The 16,459-nt window shown below is 64.7% G+C and carries 10 protein-coding genes; 5 read left to right on the top strand and 5 right to left on the bottom strand.

Annotated features, from left to right (window positions below):
* The first annotated feature begins 126 nt into the window (after positions 1–126).
* Positions 127–4,362 carry a XopZ family type III secretion system effector gene (xopZ, locus tag FLG15_RS10030; protein WP_057678132.1) on the top strand — a complete coding sequence of 1,412 codons (4,236 nt, stop codon included), beginning with the start codon at positions 127–129 and terminating at the stop codon, positions 4,360–4,362.
* Positions 4,363–4,487: 125 nt separating this feature from the next.
* Here the strand turns inward: xopZ and lolA are convergent, their stop codons facing one another.
* From lolA to FLG15_RS10015, 3 genes are all read right to left on the bottom strand, one after another.
* Positions 4,488–5,159 (bottom strand): outer membrane lipoprotein periplasmic chaperone LolA, encoded by a 672-nt coding sequence (gene lolA, locus FLG15_RS10025; RefSeq protein ID WP_057678133.1) that lies wholly within the window; start codon positions 5,157–5,159, stop codon positions 4,488–4,490.
* 64 nt (positions 5,160–5,223) lie between these two features.
* Positions 5,224–7,152, bottom strand: coding sequence for a DUF3857 domain-containing transglutaminase family protein (locus FLG15_RS10020; RefSeq protein WP_057678134.1), 1,929 nt, complete (start codon positions 7,150–7,152; stop codon positions 5,224–5,226).
* Positions 7,153–7,300: 148 nt separating this feature from the next.
* Positions 7,301–9,658, bottom strand: a complete 2,358-nt coding sequence (locus FLG15_RS10015) for a DNA translocase FtsK (protein ID WP_017158316.1) — start codon at positions 9,656–9,658, stop codon at positions 7,301–7,303.
* 283 nt (positions 9,659–9,941) lie between these two features.
* Between FLG15_RS10015 and trxB the strand changes: the two genes are divergently transcribed.
* From trxB to infA, 4 genes are all read left to right on the top strand, one after another.
* Positions 9,942–10,910, top strand: a complete 969-nt coding sequence (gene trxB, locus FLG15_RS10010; RefSeq protein WP_039569853.1) for a thioredoxin-disulfide reductase — start codon at positions 9,942–9,944, stop codon at positions 10,908–10,910.
* 57 nt (positions 10,911–10,967) lie between these two features.
* Positions 10,968–12,086: a GNAT family N-acetyltransferase gene (locus FLG15_RS10005; protein WP_039588113.1), complete on the top strand. Its 1,119-nt coding sequence runs from the start codon at positions 10,968–10,970 to the stop codon at positions 12,084–12,086.
* Between the two features lie 265 nt (positions 12,087–12,351).
* Positions 12,352–13,101, top strand: coding sequence for a leucyl/phenylalanyl-tRNA--protein transferase (aat, locus tag FLG15_RS10000; protein ID WP_057678135.1), 750 nt, complete (start codon positions 12,352–12,354; stop codon positions 13,099–13,101).
* 80 nt (positions 13,102–13,181) lie between these two features.
* On the top strand, positions 13,182–13,400 hold the full coding sequence (gene infA / locus FLG15_RS09995) for a translation initiation factor IF-1 (RefSeq protein ID WP_002813418.1): 219 nt from the start codon (positions 13,182–13,184) through the stop codon (positions 13,398–13,400).
* Between the two features lie 284 nt (positions 13,401–13,684).
* Here the strand turns inward: infA and clpA are convergent, their stop codons facing one another.
* Positions 13,685–15,967, bottom strand: a complete 2,283-nt coding sequence (clpA, locus tag FLG15_RS09990) for an ATP-dependent Clp protease ATP-binding subunit ClpA (RefSeq protein WP_039569859.1) — start codon at positions 15,965–15,967, stop codon at positions 13,685–13,687.
* Between the two features lie 142 nt (positions 15,968–16,109).
* On the bottom strand, positions 16,110–16,430 hold the full coding sequence (gene clpS, locus FLG15_RS09985) for an ATP-dependent Clp protease adapter ClpS (protein ID WP_057678136.1): 321 nt from the start codon (positions 16,428–16,430) through the stop codon (positions 16,110–16,112).
* Positions 16,431–16,459: the final 29 nt, after the last annotated feature.

Raw genomic sequence — 16,459 nt, 5'->3', positions numbered from 1 at the left:
ACGCAGTGTCCGGCCAGCGCTGGCAGAGGCAACGACGTTCTCTTTCCAAGCGACCACTTCGCGCGCGTGCAATGCATAAACTGCGCAGCGACATACTGTTACTCAGTAACGAGTGACCGCAATCGCGTGCCGGCATCCCGCATCAACCACGCGCTGCGCCAGCGCAAGCGGCACGTCCAGTGCACGGATTCCACCATGCCCCGCATTCCGCTTCGCCCCTCCGTCATCACCGCTTGCCTTCCAGGGATGGCCGAGACCATCTCGCATCCCTCCAAGCCTTCTGCGCGGCGGCAGACGCACAACAAACTGGCGACTCCGGACCCACGCGCGTTCGAGGCGGAACTGATCCAGGCACAGCAAGACCCGCTGGGTTGGTCCGCGACGCTGCTTGAGCAAGCAAGACAGCCAAGCAACCTCGAACCCGGATTGAAAGCCGCTCCCAAACGCAAACACGCTCTCCCGCGCGCCTGCAGGAAGGCTGCAGAGCGATTGGGGCTCAGTAGCGGCTCGCCAGAACCACACACGGCCCTGCTGCGCTATTGCTCGGTGCAGTACGAGCGGGACACACCAGCCGGCCCAGCGGATCGCAACGCCAACGTCGCCCGTGACCTGCGCGCATCCGCGCTGCTGCCCAATGCCACCGAGCATCTCAATGACGCGCTGATCACCCGCCTGGAGCAATCCAACGACGACCTGGCCGCACGCATCTGCCGGCGTCGCCAGGACGAACTGACCTACGCGCATGCACAAACGCTACAGGCTGCACGCGAGCAGTTGGCCCTGAGGGCCCGTCGCGCCGCCAACCTCAGCGACAGCATCAACGCGCTGACGCGCGAACGTGCGGACCTGTTGCAACAGCTGCACGGATGCAATGTGCAGACTGAAGCAGTGGCTGCCGCGATCCACGATCTCGAGTCGGACATCCTCGGCGCACGCGCGGCATTGAACGCGCCACCGGGCGATCAGCCGTCGCGCGCTGTCGCAGCGCACGCGGTCTCATCCTCGGCCAACGCGCCGCAGGACATCGATCGCGCACAGCTGCAGCGCGTCTGCACCCAGCTCGAACATGCAGTGCAACAGGCGCGCGCGCGCGGCGATGCGCTGGCCAAAACGGTCTTTTTCGTCCGTGGCTCGGCACAGGCAGCACACGCAGAGCCAGCACTTGCGAAAGCCAACGCGCAGATCGATCGATTGCAAAGCGCGTATGCGCAAGCACGCAATGCGTTGCAGTCAGATCAAGCAAGTAGCTCTGCCAACAAGCCGGCATCTCGCACGCTCGGCTCGCACCTTGCTGCGGAGCGGAAGCGAGAAATCGAGGCACTGCGCACACGACTGGGGCGCAACGCGAACATGCTGAACCTGCAGCGCCAGCATGCCAAGCGTTGCCAGCGGCATGCGCAGCGCCTACAGCAGCGCCTCGCCCAGGTCGACGCAAAACTGCAGCAGGCGCGGCATTCGTCGCGGATCAACACCAGGGAGCTGTGGCTGCACGAACAGACGGTCAGCACGCTGGAAGCTGCGAACGACGACATGCAACGCGTGGTGCAACAGGCAGCCGCACAGCCGCCGGCCGATGAGGCCCGGCCCGTCGCTGCCGATATCGCCGCCGACACCATGGAGGCCCTACTCGACGCCCTACCCGGCTTTCGCGAGGACACCATCGACCCCGTGAGTCGACAGGTTCTGCGCGCCTGGGCTGACGGCCTGCATGGCCGCAGCGCTGCGTTCGGGAGCGACGCCTTGCAGCCGGTCGACACGTTGCGCATTGCCCTGCACGTCTTGGCGATCGCCAGCGGGGGCGATGCCACGGCAGCGGCCGACGTGCTGCAACGCCTGAGCGTGGTGCACTTGCGTGCGCTGATTCCGCCGCCACAGGTCTCCACCGCTGCCGAGGCGGTCCCGCCGATGGAGATGGTCACGGCCTGCGTCGGCCTATTGGCCAGCGTTCCGCGCGGCATGCAGGTTCTTTCGCACATGCTGCGCGAAGAGCCCACGCCCCCTTCCAGGGAATGGCTGGAGGCGGCGCAGGTCCACCTGCGTGCCAGCCACCGGCTTGCACTGACGCCGGACGCAGAACAGGCGCAACGCACCTGGCTGGGCGATGCGCAAATGGGAGCGCGCCACGCCGTGCACGGAGATTCGCCGCTGCAGGGCCTGCAGTCTGCAACCGATGCCCAGCGCAGCGCGTTCCACGCATTCCGCAATGGCTACGAAACCACCGCGGCAGGCTCACCCTATGCCCGCGTCAACGCATGCCTGCAGATGTTTGCGCAGTGGGCGGCAGCAGGCAGCGGAAGGCGCGGAAAGCGCGCCCTCAATCCCTTCAATGCACTTGAGCTGGGAATGAAGGTCGGCGCCTCAGAAGCGCTTCCCACCGCCATGCGACGTGCCAACGACGCTTTTCGCGAGGCGGCCGGCCACCTGACCAGCTGGCTCGTCGCGCGCCGCCAGATCCAGCTGGCGGGCGGGCGAATGCCGTCGCAGGACGAGTTGGCGATGCAGGCGCTGTTGGAATACGCGCAATGGCTCCCACACGAGCAGAACGCGGCCAACCTGACCTTCACTGCCAAGGTGCTGGGCACGATCGAACGGCGTGCCCAGGAACTTCAGCGCTCGGTGGCGGCCTCGGTGAGCGCGACCGACGATCTGCAGCCGGCGGCGTGCCATCCGGCGATCGCGTCCGCCTGGGTTGCTGTGCGCGCGGGCCGCCTGCGTCTGCCGGAAACGCTGCGTCTGATCCAGCGCGGGCTGCTCGACCACGCCGGACAGCCGAGCGAGCTGCCGGTGGGTGCAGCGCCCTTGGCTGAAGATCTTGCGTCGGACGCGCGCAACCACTTTCATCGGGCCATTGGTCATGCCAGTCGTCTTCTGCACGAGGGCGACACCTCCCGCGTCAGATCGCCGCGTGCGCTGTTCGAATGCCTGCGCAACCTGATGGAACGGCTGGAATGGCGCGACAAGCTGCGTCTCACCGAACAACGGGTGATCGGGCTCAATACGGCGCCGCTGTCGGCCGCGCTTGCGATCATTCCCAGCGGCCTGGGACTGAAACTCGCCGCCGGCGGCCAGACCAGTTCCGATCGCTCGGTGGAGATCTACATGGGGCGAACCGGGCTGTCGCTGCAGATCGGGCGGCAAAAGGCGCGGCAGTTCAACGCTACTACCGGCATGAGCGCGGGCGTGCTGCTGCCGGGCACCGAACATGCACCGGTGGGCATCACAGGCGCAGCCGAGTGGCGCATGAAAAAGGAATCGGGTATCGAGCATGGCGTGCAAATCCGCGTACCACGGCGGGGCAAGGGCCAGGAGCTGGAACAGCGCGCGCAATTCCTCGCCATGTTCGAACACTTGCTGCAACTGGCCGAGCAATCCGGCGGCGATGCGGGCCAGTTGAGCGAGCGCGACTTTCTGGGGGAGCTGCTGGCGCACCACCCCAGCATCACCGTTGGCTTGATCGGCCGTGCCGAGCGCCAGGCTTCGGCCACCGAATCCAGCCTCAGCGTCGCAGCCGGCGTGCGCGTGGGAAACATGGACGACCGACCGCGTCGCGCCACCCTGGGGGCGTCGCTCGGCGTGAAAGCGCGGCGGGAAACCTCCCGTTCGCAAACGCCGATCGAAGGCTACATGACGATGGTGCTGAAGGACTCAAGCGCGCAATCCAGGGTAGAGATCGCAGGGCGCGCATCGGCCAGTGTCGTCGCCCAGCAGTGGACGCACCCAAGCACCGGCAATACGCCGCCCACGCCAGTGGCGCGGCTGTCCCTGGCCACCCTGGAGCTCGGCTACAGCAGGGAACTGCACTCGGCCGGCAGCAATACCTTCTCCACCTTGTGGATGTTCAACAACGAAATCGATCCTGTGCGCACGGATCGTGGCTTCGAATTCTTCAACTTCGCCTCTTTCGAACGCGAAGTGAAGCGCAACTGGCAGTTATGGACCCACTACGGAATCTCCAAACTGCAGGGCAAGGTCGACGACCAGCGGCTCTACATGGTGGCCGAGCGCCAGTTGCAGGACTTCATCGACCGGGTCCGCCTCCACATGCAAGACAACAAGTTCGCCTCGCTGATCGTGGACTGGGTATTGCAGGCAGAGGCTGCACCGCACCTGGACGCATTGCGCGCGCAGGCCCAGCTATTGCGCGTCGCCGGATGCGACGCGCAAGCGGCGGAAGCCGATCGCGCCTTCGATGCGCTGATCAGCCACCCAAGCATCTGGGAACCGACCATCCTGATCCTGCGCGAAAAAGGCAAACGCCAGCGCGAGCGAGGCATCGATTTCTTCATCAAACGCCAGACCAACCAGGCAGCGGAGGCGATGCGGACGGTTGGTCAATGGATCCCGTACGAGCCAGTCCCGTAGCGCGCCGGCATCGCGCTTGTGCGGGTGCATCGCTCAGGTCACGACCACTGCCGCGCCCTCGCAGGCACAGCCGCTCGCTGCACCATGCTTCACCCCTGCCTCATCGCGCGCGCCCGCAGACGCTTCTATTGCGCGTCGCCCACCACATCCACGCCCTTGGCCGGCGTATAGCGGAAGGTGTCTGCGGCAAAGGCCGGATTGCGCTTCCAGCCGTTAAAGCTGATCGCAGTGCGCTGGCCGACCGCGTCCACCACTTCCATCCGGGCCAGGCCATCCTTGCCGAACCCCAGCGAGGCGATCTGGAAGCTGGCGTCGGTGTCCACCTTGGGCGTCAGCGACAACCATTGCAGGCCGTCGCGTGGCGTGGCTTCTTCGCTGACGTCGTACTTCTTGTCCAGAAGCGCCGGGTCGATCAATGCGACCAGCGGGCTGTTCTGCTCTTCGCTGCCCTGTGCGCGCACGGTGACCTGCTCCAGATCGGGGTCGAACACCCAGACCTTCTTGCCATCGGCCACGATCAACTGCTTGTAGGGCTTGGCATATTCCCAACGGAACTGGCGCGGCGTTGCCAGTGCGACCCGCCCGCTCGAGGTTTCCTTGACCCGGCCATTGGCGTCGGTCACCCGTTGGTTGAACTGCCCATCCAGACCCTTCAATCCGCGCGTGAAGGTATCCAGCTCCTGGCGCGCACCGGCAAACGCGGTGCCGGCGAACAGAGCAGTGGCAAGGACGGCGTAACGGAGCTGGCGATGCATCGCGGTCTTCCAGAAGGACATGCGTGGATTCTGATACTTCATAGATGAATGGGCGAGCGCTATCGCACGACGTGTTCAGATGGCGGCATGTGCGCGGCACTTCGCCTCACTGCGCCGTCTGCACCCTGGACAGATCGCCATAGACGATCTGTCCGCGAAACCCGCGCCGCACCTGTTGGTAGAGCTCGCGAAAGGCGCGGTAATCCTGCGGCTGGCACAACGCCTGTGGCCCGCGCACGGCGGCACGCTGCAGGCGATGCACGGCGGTCACCGTCTGCCCCTGCCGTGTCCACTCAACCGCGTATTGGCCGGCGGCATTGCGAAAGGTGCTGCTGCGCGGAATGGCGATGATCGGTACCGTCTCGGGAAAGCTCACCACGTAGGTTTCCTCGCGCACGCTGTCGTTGCAGTAGAACGGGGTCAGATTGTTTTCGGCCGATGTGGTGGTGTAGATGGCGCGTGTCGATTCGGCACCCGGCATATCCGGCAAGGTCATGCCGCCGACCACCGAGAAATCCACCGCGTCCTTGGCCTGGAAGGTGTAGCGGTAGTTGAACGGTGCATCCAGATCCAGCGGGTCGCCCTGGATCAGCAGATCGCCGGTGCCGTCGAAACCGGACTGGGCAAGGATCGACTCTTCGATCCGGTTGCGATTTTGCGCATTGAGCTGCACGAACATCGCGCGCAAGCCCACTTCGCCGGTCTGCCCGCTGTCGAGCGTGGTGGTGCCCTGCAGGTCGCCCTGCGGCGTGAAGCGGTATTCGGTGCGGGCGACATAGCGATTGACCTTGCGGTCGTTCGGCGGCGTCTGCGTCACCTTGCCATCGCGCGTATGCACCACCGGCGCGCCGAGATCGCCTGCTGGCAGCTGGCCGAAGCGCGCGTAGGGGTTGGTCGAGTCCACGTACAGATCGAATGCAGGAATGTAGGTGATGGCGTGGTTGAAGCGGCCCAGTACCGGGATCTGCGGCAAGGTCGGTCCGCCCTCCGCCCCGATCAGCACCGGGGTGCTGGCGATCCCCTTGGCTGCAAGCAGGGCCTCCAGGATCACGGTGTGGTCTTTGCAATCGCCGTAATGGTTGGCCAGGATGCTCTCGGCGCTGTTGGGTTCCAGCCCGCCATTGCCCAGATACACCGCCACATAGCGGATATTGCGCGCCACCCACGCATACAGCGCGGCAGCCTGCGCGCGCGGGGCATCGATACCGCGCGTGACTTCATCGGCCAGCGCCTGGATCGCCGGCGTCACCGCCGCAGCGCGCCCGCCCTTGACGTGATACGCCAGGCCCATCTGCGACCAGCTATCGAAGGTGCTGGCCATCAAAGTGGGACTGAACTCCCAGGTCGCCGCGCTCCAGTTCTGGTTCTTCATCGGCGCGGTGCGCTGGTAGCGCCACTCCCAGCGTGCCTGGTCGCCGCGCACCACCGGCTTGGTGCTGCCCTGCAGCCCGCGTGCGGAAAGATGTATCGGCAGCCCCTTCGGCGCGACCAACGTGATCACGGCATCGTCGTACTGCGCGAAGACGCTGAAGGTTTCCCACAGGCTGAAGTAACCGGGGAAATATGGCGTGTTCTGTGCCCGCCGCACGCGGTACACGATGCGCGCGCCCGGCGCCAGATTCGGGAACACCACCACTTTCACCTTGCGGTCGGCATACATCGCTGCCGAGGCGCTGGAATAGCTTTCCTGGGTATAGATCTTGTCGGCCGCCACGTCCTGGCGCAGCCCTTCGGCCGTGACGGTATACGCCTGCAGCACATCGAGCGTTTCCATCTTCTCGCTATAGCTCAGCCTCACCTGGCTGAACTGCTCCACGGCCGACTTGGTCTTGAGCAGGATCTCGTACTCGTCGGTTTCCACGCTGCTGGCGTCGGCACGCACCTCGTAGTCGGCGCGGTAGCGCACGAAACTGTAATTGGTGTCGGCCTGCGTGCGTGTTGCAGCGCTGGCAGCGGGTGCAGGACGTTGCTGTGCCTGGGCAAGCAGCGGAAGACAGAGCAGCAGCAGGAGCACTAACGAGGGACGATGCAACATGGGTCTCGATCACGGCGGGCCGGAGCGGCCCTTACCCACAGGGTAGCCGCTGTGCCCGGCAATGGCAGGCACGGGCTTCCAACAATGCGGCATTGCTGCAGGCGCCCGATCGGGAGCTGCACCTGAAACGCGCCACGACATCGCCGGCCTACTTCGGCGGCGGCGGTGCCAGCACGGTGCGGTCGCCATTGTGCTCGGGCGGGCTGACCACGCCGGCCGCTTCCATCGCCTCGATCAGGCGCGCGGCGCGGTTGTAGCCGATCTTCAGACGCCGCTGTACGCCGGAAATCGAGGCACGCCGGGTCTCGGTGACGATGCGCAAAGCCTCGTCGTACAACGGGTCCGATTCGTCGCCGCCACCGCCACTGCTTTCCGGCAGGCCGGTGGCACCGACCACGGTGCCATCGCCCATGGTCTGCACTTCGTCCAGCACGCCTTCGACGTAGGACACCGGCCCGCTGGCCTTGAGATGCTCGACCACGCGATGCACTTCCTCGTCGCTGACGAAAGCCCCGTGTACGCGGTCCGGCAATGCGGTGCCCGGCGGCAGGTACAGCATGTCGCCATTGCCCAACAACGCTTCGGCACCGGACTGGTCCAGGATGGTGCGCGAGTCGATCTTGGAGCTGACCTGGAACGCCACGCGGGTCGGGATATTGGCCTTGATCAGGCCGGTGATCACGTCCACCGACGGCCGCTGCGTGGCCAGGATCAAGTGGATGCCGGCCGCACGCGCCTTCTGCGCCAGGCGCGCGATGAGCTCTTCGACCTTCTTGCCGACGATCATCATCATGTCGGCGAATTCGTCGATGAAGATGACGATGAACGGCAGCGTCTCCAGCGGCCGCGGCGCTTCGCCCAGTTCCGGGTTCGGCTTGAACAGCGGGTCCATCATCGGCTGACCGGCGTCGATGGCGTCCTTGACCTTCTTGTTGAAGCCGGCCAGGTTGCGCACGCCCACCGCGCTCATCAGCTTGTAGCGGCGCTCCATCTCGGCCACGCACCAACGCAGGCCGTTGGCGGCCTCCTTCATGTCGGTGACCACTGGCGCCAGCAGGTGCGGGATGCCCTGGTAGACGCTCAGTTCGAGCATCTTCGGGTCGATCATCAGCATCCGCAGTTCCTTGTGCGAGGCCTTGAACAGCAGGCTCAGCACCATCGCATTGACCGCCACCGACTTGCCCGAGCCGGTGGTACCGGCCACCAGCAAGTGCGGCATGCGCGCCAGGTCGGCCACGGTCGGCCGGCCGGCAATGTCCTTGCCCAGCGCAAGCGTCAGCGGACTGGCCGACTTGTCGTATTCCTTGGAGCGCAGCAATTCGGAGAGGAAGATCATCTCCCGGCTGACGTTGGGAATTTCCAGGCCGATCACCGACTTGCCCGGGATCACGTCCACCACGCGCACCGACTTGACCGACAACCCACGCGCGATGTCCTTGTCCAGCGAGCTGATCTGGCTGACCTTGATGCCTGGCGCCGGCTCGATCTCGAAGCGGGTGATCACCGGGCCCGGATAGGCCCCGACCACCTGCGCCTCGATGCGGAAATCCTTGAGCTTGAACTCGATCTGCCGCGACAGCGTTTCCAGCGTCTCTTCCGAATAGCCCTTGGTCTGCGGCTTGGGGTCGTCCAGCAGCGCCAGCGGCGGCAGGTCCGAGCCATCGGTGCTGACGCCCTGGAACATCGGAATCTGGGTGTCGCGTTTGGCGCGCTCGCTTTTTTCCACCACCGGCGCTGGCGGCGGCTCGATCTTCACTGGCTCGCGCTTGGCCTGCTTGACCGCATCGACCTTGCGCACTTCCTCGCGCTCTTCGCGCATCACCCGGGTCTGCTGCCACTCGGTGGCCTGGTGGGTCTTGCGCTGCATCAGCGGCCCCAGCGCCAGCACCCACTTGCCGATGCGCTCCATCACCGCAAACCACGACAAACCGGTCGCCAGGGTGATCGACACCAACAGCAGCACCAGCACGAACAGGTTTGCGCCCAAGGCACCGAAGCCGGAGCTGAGCGAGCCGGCAACCAATTTGCCCAGGATGCCGCCGGCCTCGGCCACCTCGCCCTGGAACAGGCGCAGATGCAGGAAGCCGGTCGAGGAAATCAGGAACCCCACCATGCCGACCAGGCGCAGCGCCGGCCCCAGATCGCTTTGGGTTTGCTCTTCGCGCTCGCCGATCAAGGCGATCCAGGCCACCGCCCCCAACAGCACCGGCAGCAGGAAGGCCACATACCCGAACAGCTGCAGCAACACGTCGGCCGCCAGGGCGCCGAATCGGCCGCCCATGTTATGGATCGGCGCAACCAGATTGCCGGTGCGCGACCACCCCGGATCGGTCGCCGAGTAAGTGAACAGGCTGGCCAGCAGATACAGCAGCAACGGCGCCACCGCGATCAAGGCCAGATCGCGCCAGAGCTTCTGCCGCCGCGGATTGTCCGCCGCCGCCGTCTTGCGCGACGACGATTTGCCCTCTGCGGGCTTGCTGCTGCGTTCGGGAACCTGCTTTGCCACCTGTAGCCAGACCTTAGAAAAATGCTGTTAGTGTTTGATAATAAACGACTGAAGCCACGGTTTCAGCAGTTGCATGCGCCCTGCCCGTCCAGCCAGGCGCCGCGCAACGAAAAACGCCGCACAAGGCGGCGTCGAGCACGTGGTTTGAGCGGAGCATGCCATCTGCGGTTCAAGCAGTTCCATCGCGCCGCCTTGATTCACCGGGTGGGGACCGCCACTCTATGCTGCCACGGGGGCGCGAATGACTTCGCCTGCCCTCCCAATTCCTAGATCGCGAGTATACATGAGCGCCTCTTCTGCCAGCCCCGCCAAGCACTCCCGCCTGTTGATCCTGGGCTCCGGCCCGGCCGGCTGGACCGCCGCGGTCTACGCCGCCCGCGCCAATCTCAAGCCGGTGGTCATCACCGGGCTGCAACAAGGCGGCCAGCTGATGACCACGACCGAAGTGGACAACTGGCCGGGCGACCCCCATGGCCTGATGGGTCCGGACCTGATGAGCCGCATGCAGGCGCATGCCGAGCGCTTCGAGACCGAGGTCATCTTCGACCACATCCACACGGCAGACCTGTCGCAGCGCCCGTTCCGGCTGATCGGTGATGGCGCCGAGTACACCTGCGACGCACTCATCATCGCCACCGGCGCGACCGCCAAGTACCTGGGCATCCCCACCGAAGAAGCCTTCAAGGGCCGTGGCGTCTCCGCCTGCGCCACTTGCGACGGCTTCTTCTACAAGGACCAGGACGTGGTCGTCGTCGGCGGCGGCAACACCGCGGTCGAAGAGGCGCTGTACCTGTCTAACATCGCCCGCAAGGTCTACCTGGTGCATCGCCGCGATACGCTGCGCGCAGAAAAGATCATGCAGGACAAGCTGTTCGCCAAGGTGGCCGCCGGCAAGATCGAGACCGTCTGGCACCATGCGGTGGACGAAGTGCTGGGCAACGATGCCGGCGTGACCGGCGTGCGGGTCAAGTCCACCATCGACGGCAGCACCCGCGACATCGATGCGCATGGTTTCTTCGTGGCGATCGGCCATCACCCCAACACGCAGTTGTTCGATGGCCAGCTGGCAATGAACAACGGCTACCTGGAGATCCGTTCCGGCCTGAACGGTGCAGCGACCGAAACCTCGGTGGCCGGCGTGTTCGCCGCCGGCGACGTGGCCGACCAGCATTACCGCCAGGCCATCACCTCGGCCGGCTTCGGCTGCATGGCCGCGCTGGATGCCGAGCGTTATCTCGACAAGAGCGCTTGAGATGGCGCCTGATTGCCGGCCGCGCCACGCGGCCAGCATCGCCAAAGGGCTCCCCGCGTGGGTATGACCGCACGCTGGTGTCGTCAGCTGGACGAGCTGCCAGCCGGCGCCTGGGATGCGCTGCACGATGGCACCCATCCCTTTATCAGCTATGCATTTCTGCAAGGCCTTGAACGCGAGGGCTGCCTGCGCCCGGACTGGGGCTGGAACCCGCTGCACCTGACCTTGTGGGAAGGCGACTCCCTGGTGGCCGCGGCTCCCGGCTACCTCAAGAACAACTCGCACGGCGAGTTCGTGTTCGACCACGCCTGGGCGCATGCATACGCGCGCTATGGCCAGGAATACTTCCCCAAGTGGCTGTGCGGGGTGCCCTACTCGCCCGTCACCGGCCCGCGCCTGCTTGGTGCGCCCACGTGGCGCGGCCACCTGCTGAAGGCGATGCGCGAGCTGGTGGAGCGCAGTGGACTGTCGTCGGCGCATGTGAACTTTTATCCCGCCAATGAAGACGCCGCCTTCGATGCCGATTGGCTGGAGCGCAACGACCTGCAGTACCACTGGCACAACGCCAGCGGCTGGAGCGATTTCGAGACGTTCCTGGCGGCGATGGATCACAAGCACCGCAAGAACATTCGCCAGGAACGCGCCAAGGTGCAGCGTGCCGGTGTGCAACTGCGCGTGGTGCACGGCGATGAGGCCAGCGATGCGGATCTGGCCGCGATGTACGGCTTCTATCTCAAGACCTTCAACGAATACGGAAATTCGCCTGCGCTGACGCCGCAGTTCCTGCAGCACCTGGCCACGGCCATGCCGCGCCAGCTGGTGATGTTCCTGGCCGACCTCGATGGCCATCCCATTGCCGGGGCACTCTGCCTGCGCGGCCACGACACGTTGTACGGCCGCTACTGGGGCGGTGAAGCCCTGCCCGGACTGCATTTCGAGACCTGCTACTACCAGGGCATTGAATATTGCCTGCGCGAAGGCCTGACCCGCTTCGAGCCTGGCGCCCAAGGCCAGCACAAGATCGCGCGCGGCTTTCTGCCCACCCTGGTGCGCAGCAGGCACTGGATCGCCGACCCGGGCTTTCGCGAGCCGCTGGCACAGTGGTGTGCGGACGAGCGCGAGGCAGTCGCCGGGCACGCACGGGAACTGTCCGAGCACAGCCCGTTTCGCGGTTGATCCAGTCAGGGCGCACGAGCGAGGCGGATTGAATGCGCAGCGTTGCGGGGTAGTTCCTGCTGCGCGGCGCATCCCGCCAGCAGCACGCACGCTGGATCGGCCGACAAATGTCATGAGCAGTCGTCAGGTGGACGCGAGCTGTGCGCAGGAACCGTAGCCTGCATCTGGTCGCGCTAATTCCGGGCAGCGCTCGCAGACTCACCATGGGGCACAGCACGCATCGTGGTCCACGCTATCGGTTTGCCAGCTGCCCTACACTGCATGGATGGCGCGCCACTTCCCCTTTTTGCTCGATGCCGACCCGGCGGCGCCGTTTCCGGCGGCAGGCAAGGCCCTGCGCGACCCAGACGGCCTGCTCGCCATCGGCGGCGACCTGTCGCCCCAGCGCCTGCTCAACGCGTACGCGCATGGCATTTTCCCGTGGTACTCGGACGGTCAACCGATCCTGTGGTGGAGCCCGGATCCGCGCATGGTCTTTCGTACTGACGGCGTGCGCCTGTCCTCCCGCTTCAAGCGCCAGCTTCGCGCAAGCACCTGGACGGTTCGGGCCGATACTGCGTTCGAGCAGGTGATCGCCGCCTGTGCCGCCAGTCCGCGCCCAGGCCAGGACGGCACCTGGATCAGCGCGGAAATGCAGCAGGCCTATATCGCCCTGCACCGTCTAGGCCACGCGCATTCGATCGAGGTGTTCGACGGCGCGCGCCTGGTTGGAGGGATCTACGGCGTCGCGATTGGCCGGATGTTTTTCGGCGAAAGCATGTTCAGCGGGGAAAGCGGCGGCTCCAAGGTGGCGCTGGCCGCCTTGTCCGCCAATCTGCATGGCCGAGGGTGGCCACTGATCGATGCGCAGGTGGAAAATCCGCACCTGCTGAGCCTGGGCGCCGAACGCTGGCAGCGCGCTGACTTTTTGCACGAGGTGCAACGCCAGGTTGCCCAGGCGGAACCGCCGGGTAGTTGGTCTCAACGTTACGGCGAGCATGCCGCCAGCGACCTGTGTGAGACCCGCTTAACATAAAATTTGCACCGCGGGGAGATGGCGCGTAAAATGTCGTCCCTTACGGCCCTGCCGGGCCAGCCGTGATTGCACAGGATTACATGTCGAAAGACGACTCCATTGAATTCGAAGGCAGCGTCAGCGAGACGCTTCCCAACACCACGTTCCGGGTCAAGCTGGAGAACGGGCATGAAATCATCGCCCACATCTCCGGACGTATGCGCAAGAACTACATCCGCATCCTGACCGGCGACCGGGTCAAAGTTGAGATGACTCCCTACGACCTGACCAAGGGTCGTATTACCTACCGCATGAAGTAAGCGGTCCTGGTACGTCAGACGCGAGGCGGCCATTGGCCGCTTTTTGTCGTGTCTGCAATTTGAGCGCACGGTAAAAGGCGCCAACCGAGAGGCACGGCCCTGCTCCGCACCGGCTGCTCGGCAACGTGCCGGCAACGTAGGAGCGCATCACTGACGCGTCGGCCATCAGGCATTCCCGCCAGGCGGGCCATCGCCAGGGCGCGTGATTGCAATACGCGCTGAAGACGCAGAAAAGCCGCTCTTTCGAGCGGCTTTTCGTTACCTGCCAAACACCTTAAAGACGATCAATCCACAGTCGCGGGCAGCAGACGCTCCGGTTCCGGATGCGCCTCGACCACCAGTTCGCCGTCCTTGACGTCGATGTTGACCCGGCCACCGTCCACCAACTTGCCGAACAGCAGTTCGTCGGCGAGCGGGCGCTTGATCTTCTCCTGGATCACCCGCGACATCGGCCGCGCGCCCATCAGCGGATCGAAGCCGTGCTGAGCCAGCCAGTCGCGCGCGGTCGGGGTCGCCGACAGGGAGACGTGCTTTTCCTGCAACAGCATTTCCAGCTCGATAATGAACTTGTCCACCACCCGCAGGATGTGGTCGAACGCCAGCGGCTGGAACTGCACGATCGCATCCAGACGGTTGCGGAACTCGGGCGTGAAACCGCGACGGATCGACTCCATCGCATCGGTGGAATGATCCTGCTTGGTGAAACCGATCGACCGGCGCGACGCCTGGGTAGCGCCGGCATTGGTCGTCATCACCAGGATCACGTTCTTGAAGTTGGCCTCGCGCCCGTTGGTGTCGGTCAGGATGCCGCGGTCCATGACCTGCAACAGGATGTTGAAGATGTCCGGATGCGCCTTTTCCACCTCGTCCAGCAGCAGCACGCAGTGCGGTGTCTTGACGATCTTCTCGGTCAGCAAGCCACCCTGATCGAAACCGACATAGCCCGGGGGCGCACCGATGAGACGGCTGATCGAATGCGCTTCCATGTACTCGGACATATCGAAACGCACCAGCTCGATGCCCAGCTGCAGCGCGAGCTGCTTGGTGACCTCGGTCTTGCCGACACCGGTAGGGCCGGCGAACAGGAAGTTGCCGATCGGCTTTTCCGGATTGGCCAGACCCGAGCGCGCCAGCTTGATCGAGCCAGCCAGCGTTTCGATCGCCGGATTCTGCCCGAAGATCACCATCTTCAGGTTGCGCTCCAGGTGCTGCAGCACATCCTTGTCGGTTGCGCTGACTTGCTTGGCCGGAATCCGCGCCATCTTGGCGACGATGGTTTCGATTTCTTCGATATCGATCAGTTCCTTGCGCTTGCCTTCTGGCAGCAGACGCTGCCGCGCACCGGCCTCGTCGATCACATCGATCGCCTTGTCCGGCAGCAAGCGGTCGCCGATATGCTTCACCGACAGGTCGACGGCCGCCTGCAGCGCGTCGTCGGCGTAGGTCACGCCGTGATGCGCCTCGTACTTGGGCTTGAGGCCCTGCAGGATCTCGAACGTCTCGCCCACGGTCGGCTCGACGATATCGATCTTCTGGAACCGACGCGCCAGCGCACGATCCTTCTCGAAAATACCGCGATATTCCTGGAACGTGGTCGAGCCGATGCAGCGCAGCTCGCCCGACGACAGCGCAGGCTTGATCAGGTTGGAAGCGTCCATGGTGCCGCCCGACGCCGAGCCGGCACCGATGATGGTGTGGATCTCGTCGATGAACAGCACCGCATTGGGCACCTTCTTCAACGCGGCCAGCACGCCCTTGAGACGCTTTTCGAAATCGCCGCGGTATTTGGTGCCGGCCACCAGCGCGCCCAGATCCAGCGAGTAGATCACCGCATCGGCCAGCACTTCCGGCACGTCGTTGTCGACGATGCGCTTGGCCAGGCCCTCGGCAATCGCGGTCTTGCCCACGCCAGCCTCGCCTACGTACAGCGGGTTGTTCTTGCGCCGGCGGCACAGGACCTGGATGGTGCGCTCGATCTCGTCGCTACGGCCGACCAGCGGGTCGATCTTCCCGTTGCGTGCCTGATCGTTGAGATTGGTGGCGAACTCGGCCAGCGCATCGCCCTTGGCCTCGCCCTCCCCGCCCTCACTCTTGGACTCGCCATCCGGCGCGGACGGCTGCTCGCCGTCCTCGCCCAGCTTGGCGATGCCGTGCGAGAGATAATTGACGATATCGAGGCGGGTGATGTCCTGTTGGTTCAGGAAGTACACCGCGTGCGAGTCCTTCTCACCGAAGATCGCGACCAGCACGTTGGCACCGGTGACTTCCTTCTTGCCCGAAGACTGGACGTGGTAGACCGCGCGCTGCAACACGCGCTGGAATCCCAGGGTGGGCTGCGTGTCGCGCCCGTCGTCTTCGGCCAGGCGCGAGACCGAGGCTTCGATTGCCTGCTCCAGGTCGTTGTGCAGGCGCACCTGGTCTGCCCCGCAGGCCTTGAGCACGGCCTGGGCGGAAGGATTGTCCAGCAGCGAGAGCAGCAGGTGCTCGACGGTCATGAACTCATGACGCGCCTCGCGTGCTCGCTTGTAGCACTGGCCGATGGTTTGCTCTAGGTCTTTGCTGAACATTGGTAACTCCGAACGGCTGTTGCCAACAATATGCGGCTTTTGTTGGGATTTTCCACAACCCTATCGGATAGGCATGTTCAGACAGCGTTAGCACGTGATCGCAGCCACACTGTTGCGCTGCTGGAATGATCTAGCGGGCGCCTCAGGCCTGTTCCATCATGCACAGCAGCGGGTGCTGGTTCATGCGCGAAAACTCGTTGACCTGGGCCACTTTCGACTCGGCGACCTCACGGCTGTAGACCCCGCACACGCCACGCCCGCGGGTGTGGACGTGCAACATGATCTGGGTGGCTTGCTCCAGATTCAGGTTGAAAAACTGCTCCAGGACGGTCACCACGAAGTCCATCGGGGTGTAGTCGTCGTTCAGCAACAGCACCTGGTAGCGCGGCGGTGGCGCCACTTCCGGCTTGCCGGCTTCGACCATCAGGCCGTGGTCGTGTTCGTGTGAGGTATTCCGAGGCATCCGGCCATTATACGGTTCAACCTTGCGCG

Source organism: Xanthomonas phaseoli pv. dieffenbachiae (assembly GCF_008639345.1).
Taxonomy (GTDB): Bacteria; Pseudomonadota; Gammaproteobacteria; order Xanthomonadales; family Xanthomonadaceae; genus Xanthomonas; species Xanthomonas phaseoli.
This window is presented reverse-complemented; position numbering and strand designations above follow the sequence as displayed.

Excerpts from the sequence above, each read along its gene's own strand:
- lolA (WP_057678133.1), bottom strand. The coding sequence starts at position 5,159 with ATGAAGTATCAGAATCCACGCATGTCCTTCTGGAAGACCGCGATGCAT.
- FLG15_RS10020 (WP_057678134.1), bottom strand. The coding sequence starts at position 7,152 with ATGTTGCATCGTCCCTCGTTAGTGCTCCTGCTGCTGCTCTGTCTTCCG.
- trxB (WP_039569853.1), top strand. The coding sequence starts at position 9,942 with ATGAGCGCCTCTTCTGCCAGCCCCGCCAAGCACTCCCGCCTGTTGATC.
- aat (WP_057678135.1), top strand. The coding sequence starts at position 12,352 with ATGGCGCGCCACTTCCCCTTTTTGCTCGATGCCGACCCGGCGGCGCCG.
- infA (WP_002813418.1), top strand. The coding sequence starts at position 13,182 with ATGTCGAAAGACGACTCCATTGAATTCGAAGGCAGCGTCAGCGAGACG.
- clpA (WP_039569859.1), bottom strand. The coding sequence starts at position 15,967 with ATGTTCAGCAAAGACCTAGAGCAAACCATCGGCCAGTGCTACAAGCGA.
- clpS (WP_057678136.1), bottom strand. The coding sequence starts at position 16,430 with ATGCCTCGGAATACCTCACACGAACACGACCACGGCCTGATGGTCGAA.